The organism is Streptomyces sp. NPDC034670, from assembly GCF_055574875.1.
Genome location: NZ_JBVITR010000001.1, coordinates 298,658 through 304,491 on the forward strand (window position 1 = coordinate 298,658; position 5,834 = coordinate 304,491).

4 protein-coding genes and 2 pseudogenes are annotated in these 5,834 nt (G+C 74.9%); 4 read left to right on the forward strand and 2 right to left on the reverse strand.

Annotation, left to right across the window (positions count from 1 at the left end):
• Positions 1–141: 141 nt before the first annotated feature.
• Positions 142–747 (forward strand): adenylosuccinate lyase, encoded by a 606-nt coding sequence (locus ACZ56B_RS01305; RefSeq protein WP_468784959.1) that lies wholly within the window; start codon positions 142–144, stop codon positions 745–747.
• Positions 748–874: 127 nt separating this feature from the next.
• On the opposite strand, the pseudogene ACZ56B_RS01310 reads toward ACZ56B_RS01305, so the two are convergent.
• Both ACZ56B_RS01310 and ACZ56B_RS01315 read right to left on the reverse strand, forming a co-directional pair.
• Positions 875–1,039: pseudogene (locus tag ACZ56B_RS01310) on the reverse strand (alpha/beta hydrolase); the annotation flags it as partial.
• A gap of 13 nt (positions 1,040–1,052) precedes the next feature.
• A complete protein-coding gene (locus ACZ56B_RS01315; RefSeq protein ID WP_468784961.1) occupies positions 1,053–2,090 on the reverse strand; it encodes an Rv2578c family radical SAM protein in 1,038 nt (345 codons plus the stop codon).
• Between the two features lie 170 nt (positions 2,091–2,260).
• On the opposite strand from ACZ56B_RS01315, the gene ACZ56B_RS01320 reads away from it, so the two are divergent.
• From ACZ56B_RS01320 to ACZ56B_RS01330, 3 genes and pseudogenes are all read left to right on the forward strand, one after another.
• Positions 2,261–2,704 carry an SRPBCC family protein gene (locus ACZ56B_RS01320; RefSeq protein WP_468785028.1) on the forward strand — a complete coding sequence of 148 codons (444 nt, stop codon included), beginning with the start codon at positions 2,261–2,263 and terminating at the stop codon, positions 2,702–2,704.
• 161 nt (positions 2,705–2,865) lie between these two features.
• Positions 2,866–5,325 carry an MFS transporter gene (locus tag ACZ56B_RS01325; RefSeq protein WP_468784963.1) on the forward strand — a complete coding sequence of 820 codons (2,460 nt, stop codon included), beginning with the start codon at positions 2,866–2,868 and terminating at the stop codon, positions 5,323–5,325.
• Between the two features lie 145 nt (positions 5,326–5,470).
• A pseudogene (locus ACZ56B_RS01330) lies at positions 5,471–5,834 on the forward strand (PAS domain-containing protein); the annotation flags it as partial.

Consider the following 5,834-nt stretch of genomic DNA (forward strand, 5'->3'; position numbering starts at 1 on the left):
CCCCTCCGTCCCCTTCTGCTCCGACTACCGCTATCTACTGCAACGGCCCCACCCCCCCCCCCCCCCCCCCCTCCCCCCCGCCCCGCCCCCCCCCCCCCCCCCCCCCCCCCGATCCGGATGAAAGGCCCTAATCTCTGGGGCATGGACGAAGAGTTGCGATCCCTCACGGAACGCTTACGGGTCGAGGCGGGCGGATCGGCGGCGTACGACCGTCTCGTGGCGGCGCGGGACCCCGACACCCTGGCGGCCGTCCTCACCGAACCCGGACAGCCGCTGTGGGCCCGGGAACTGGCCGCGTTCCGGCTGGGACTCGCCGGCGACCGGCGGGCCTTCGAAACCCTGGTGCTCCTCCTCAACCACCGCGATCCGCCGCGCTGCGCCTCCGCCGCGCACGCCCTCGCCCGCCTCGGCGACCCGCGCACCGCCCGGGCGGCCGCCGCCCTCGCCACCAACGAACCGCGCGTCGCCTACGCGCTGCACCCGGTGCGCCTCCTGGTCCGGCTCCGCGCCCCCGAGGCCGTACCCGCCCTGATCACCACGCTGCGGCGGCGCCTGCACCCGCACGACCCCCACCGGCGGGTGGCCCTCGCCTGCGTGGAGGGCCTGGGCGAACTCGGCGACGCGCGTGCCGAACCCGTCCTGAACGAGGCCCTCGCCCACCCGGCACTGGCCGAGGCGGCGGTGCGCGCGCTGACGCGGATCCCCCGCCAGGGGCCCGCCGGGGGCCGGGTCCCCCGGCAGGGGTAGCGCCGCCGGCCGAAGGCCGCGGCGAGGTCGTCCTTCACGCACCGCACCCCGGGCACGGACACCCGTGCTCCTCAAGAGCCCCGCTCGGAAGTCCCCTTGACTTGACGGGGCCCGCGCGGCCGGCCGCTCAGCCGCGGAAGCCGAGCAGGCCGTGCAGTGCCGCGCCGCGGGCGGTCGCCGGCGCCGCCCTCGACGCCCGCGGCTTCGGATCCGGCAGTGCCGCGCACACCGCGTCGGCCTCGCCGCGACCCTCGCGCGGCACGGTCCCGTCCTCCGGGCAGGCCGCCAGGTGCGCCCGGACGACCCTAGAGCAGGGAGAGTTGGGCCGGCCCGGCCCCCGGGGCGTCGACCGGGCCCGGGGGCCTGATCCGCCGCGGCGTCCCCGGGTCCGCGGGGCCGATGCGGTACTCCCGGGCCAGGTCGTGGACCTGACGGGTGATCCGGCGCTGGTACCGCTTCGGGGCGTAGGCGCCTTCCGCGTACAGCCGCTCGTAGCGCTTCACCAGGTACGGGTGGTGCTGCCCGAGCCAGGACATGAACCACTCGCGGGCGCCGGGCCGCAGGTGCAGCACCAGAGGGGTGACGGAGGTGGCGCCGGCGGCGGCGACCGCCCGCACGGTGGCCCGCAGTTGGTCCGGCCCGTCGCTCAGGAACGGGATCACCGGCGCCATCAGGACCCCGCAGCCGATGCCGTGCGCGGCGAGCGTCCGGACGACCTCCAGCCGGCGCTCCGGCGCGGGCGCGCCCGGCTCGACCGTGCGCCACAGCCGCTCGTCGGTGAACCCCACGGAGACCGAGACGCCGACGTCGGTCACCTCGGCGGCCTGCTTCAGCAGTTCCAGGTCGCGCAGGATCAGCGTGCCCTTGGTGAGGATCGAGAAGGGGTTCGCGTGGTCGCGCAGGGCGGCGAGGATGCCCGGCATCAGCCGGTAGCGTCCCTCCGCGCGCTGGTAGCAGTCGACGTTGGTGCCCATCGCTATGTGCTCGCCCTGCCAGCGGCGGGAGGCGAGCCGGCGGCGCACCAGCTCCGGCGCGTTCACCTTGACCACGATCTGGCTGTCGAAGCCGAGGCCGGTGTCGAGGTCCAGGTAGCCGTGCGACTTCCTGGCGAAGCAGTAGACGCACGCGTGCGTGCAGCCCCGGTAGGGATTGACCGTCCACTCGAACGGCATGCGGGAGGCCCCCGGTACCCGGTTGACGACCGAACGGGCCCGGACCTCGTGGAAGGTGATCCCGCGGAACTCCGGTGCGTCGAAGGTGCGGGTGGTCACCGCCTCCGCGCCGAACAGCGCGGCGTCGGCCCGGCTGCGTCCGGAGCCCGCGGCGAGGTTCTCCCAGCGCATGACGCCTCCTCGGTAGCACTGGACCACAGAATAGAACACGTGTTCCCATGATCGTGCGAGGGGCGTCTTCGATCGTCCTTCCGGTCACCAACGGGCTCCCGATTTGGGCGGCCGGACGAGGGGTGGTTGGCTTGCCCCGACCCTGAGAACCGATGCCCTGGAGGAAAGCGATGGCGCAGGTCGAGTCCACTACGGAGCGGATCGTCGCGGCGGACGCGGAAACGGTGTTCGACGCCCTCGCCGACTACAGCGGCACGCGTGCGAGGGTGCTGCCCGAGCAGTACAGCGAGTACGAGGTCCGCGAGGGCGGCGACGGGGAGGGCACCCTGGTCCACTGGAAGCTCCAGGCCACCAGCAAGCGCGTGCGCGACTGCCTCCTGGAGGTCACCGAGCCGAGCGACGGCGAGCTGGTCGAGAAGGACCGCAACTCCTCCATGGTCACCACCTGGCGGGTCACCCCGGCCGGGGAGGGCAGGTCCCGGGTCGTCGTGACCGCCACCTGGCAGGGCGCCGGCGGCATCGGCGGCTTCTTCGAGAAGACCTTCGCGCCCAAGGGCCTCGCCCGCATCCACGACGCCGTGCTGGCCCGGCTGGCCGCCGAGCTCGAGAAGTAGGGCGCCTGGGAGCCCAAGACCCAAGAGACGGGCGGGAATTGACGTCTCACCGGTTCGAGTGATCTCCTCCTGACCTTTCCGGTCCCCGTAACTCGTCGCACTTGCTCGTAGTTGTCGCTTTCACGCGGGAACGGCGCGCGGTGCGACGAGGGGAGCGGCACGTGGGCGGGATCACTCTGACCCAGGACGAACCGGACACGGCGGCCGCGGCACCGCCGGCCGGGGACCCGCCCCCGCCACCGGTCCCGGGACCGGCCGCGGGCCCCGGGCTGAGCCCGCGCCGCGTGCGGCTGGTCTTCCTCGCGCTGCTGCTGGCGCTGCTGCTCGCCGCCCTGGAGCAGATGATCGTCGCCACCGCGCTCCCGAAGATCGTCGGCGAGCTGCACGGGCTGGACCGGATGTCCTGGGCGATCACCGCCTACCTGCTCACCTCCACCATCGGCCTGCCGATCTACGGCAAGCTCGGCGACCTGCTCGGCCGCAAGGGCGTCTTCCAGTTCGCGATCGTCGTCTTCGTCGTCGGCTCCGCGCTGGCCGGCCGGGCGGAGACCATGAACGAGCTGATCGTCCACCGCGCGGTGCAGGGCGTCGGCGCGGGCGGCCTGATGATCGGTGTCCAGGCGATCATCGCGGACATCGTGCCCGCCCGGGAGCGCGCCCGCTTCATGGGACTGATCGGCGCCGCGTTCGGCCTCGCGTCGGTCGCCGGACCGCTGCTCGGCGGCTACTTCACCGACCACCTCTCCTGGCGCTGGTGCTTCTACGTCAACGTGCCCTTCGGGATCGTCACCCTGGTCGTCGTCGCCGTGGTGCTCGAGCTCCCGAAGCCGGCCGTGCGGCCCCGCCTCGACGTCCTGGGCTGCCTGCTGCTGGCCGTCACCTCCACCTGCCTGGTGCTGCTGACCAGTTGGGGCGGCACCGAGTACGCGTGGGACTCCCCCGTCGTCCTCGGCCTCGGCGCGGGCGCCGCGGTGTCCACCGTCCTCTTCCTGATCGCCGAGCGCTTCGCCGTCGAACCCCTCATCCCGCTCAGGCTGTTCCGGGACTCCGTCTTCAACGTCACCGCCCTGGTGGGCCTGGTGACCGGCGTCGCCCTGTTCGGGGCGGCCAGCTACCTGCCGACGTACCTGCAGATGGTCGACGGGGCCACCGCCACCGAGTCGGGGCTGCTGATGCTGCCCATGATGGCCGGTGTCGTCGGCGCCTCGATCGTCTCCGGGCAGCTCATCAGCCGCACCGGCCGCTACCGGGCGCACCCCGTTCTCGGCTGCGCCCTCTCCGTCGTCGGCATGTGGCTGCTGTCCCGCCTCGAGACCGGCACGCCGCGGCTGCACTACGGCATCTGGATGGCGGTGCTCGGCACCGGCATCGGCATGGTGATGCCGGTGCTGGTCCTCGCCGTGCAGAACTCCGTGCGCCCCGCCGACCTCGGCACCGCCACCAGCGCCCACAACTACTTCCGGCAGATCGGCGGCAGCGTCGGCGCCGCCGTCTTCGGCACCCTCTTCGCCGGCCGGCTCGCCGACGCGCTCGACGCGCGCCTGCCCGCGCACGCGGGCACCGCGCCGCCCGACGCCGAGTCGATCACCCCGCAGCTCGTGCACGCGCTGCCGCCCGAGCTGCGCGACGCCTACATCGGGGCGTACGCCGACGCCATGCCGCGCATCTTCCTCCACCTGGTGCCGGTGCTCGTCCTGGGCCTGCTCATCGCCCTCTTCCTCAAGGAGAAACCACTGGTGTCCCACCACGTCCCCACCGCCGACCCGGCCCAGGAGGCCCTCCACCCCGCGGGACGCGTGCCCCGCCCCGCCTCCCACCCCGCGGGCGGAGGGACCCCCGCCCCGCCCCGCTCGCCGTACGCCGGCGGCATCCCCGTCTGCGGGACCGTGCAGCATCCCGACGGGACCGCCGTACCGCGCGCGGCGCTCACCCTCATCGACGTCGCCGGACAGCAGACGGGACGGGGGGCCAGCGGCGACGACGGACGGTACGCGCTGGCCACGCCCGGCCCCGGGGCGTACGTCCTGATCGCCGCCGCGGGCGGCCACCAGCCGCAGGCGGTCTCCGTGACCGTCGGCGAGCGGCCCGTCGAGCTGGACGTCGTCCTCGGCGGCGCGGGCCGCCTGGCCGGCAGCGTCCTCACCGCCGACGGCACCCCGGTGCGGGACGCCGCCGTCACGCTCACCAACGTCCACGGGGAGGTCGTCGCCAGTACCCGCAGCGGCCGGGAGGGCGGCTACGTCATCACCGAGCTGGTGGCCGGCGAGTACACCCTCGCCGCGAGCGCGCCCGCCTTCCGCCCGGCCGCCCTCCCCGTCACCGTCCAGGCGGCCCGCGAGACCCGCCAGGACGTCGAGCTCGCCGGCGGCGCGGTGCTGCGCGGCACGGTGCGGGCCGGGGGCGGACGGCCCGTCGAGGAGGCGCGCGTGACCCTGCTGGACGCGGCGGGCAACGTCGTCGACACCCTCACCACCGGGCCCGACGGGACCTTCCGGTTCGTCGACCTCTCCTCCGGCGAGTACACCGTCATCGCCGCGGGCTACCCCCCGGTCGCGACCGTGCTCCAAGTAGCCGGCGGAGGCCGCACGGAACGCGACCTGCAGTTGGGGCACGAGGACTGAGGCGGCCCTGCGCGCGGGAGCGCACGTATACCCGCCGGTGCGGGCGTCCGCGGGCAATTCCCGGATTGCCGCACGTCGCGACCGGCCACCGCCGTACGGTGGGGACGGCGGTACAGATCTTGCCGGGGGAGAGAGGGCCTGGGCCATGGACCGTGGCACCGAGCAGGACGCACCCCCCGGCCGGCGGACCGGGGACGGCACGGGAGACGGACCCACCGGCGCCGCCCGTGCCCCGCCGGCCGCCGTCGTGGTGGACCGCGACGGACTCGTCTCCCATCTGGAGCGGCGGCGCGCGGCGCCTGTTCGGACTCGCCGGGCGGGAGGCGCTCGGCCGCCCGGCCGTCGACCTGCTGCCCGTCTCCGGGGCCCTGCCCGAGGAGGACGGGGCCGCCCCGTACGGGACGTGCGCGGGCCACGACGGACCGGGCCCGGGGGGGGGGGGGGGGGGGGGGGGGGGGGGGGGGGGGGGGGGGGGGGGGGGGGGGGGGGGGGTGGGGGGGGGGGAGGTA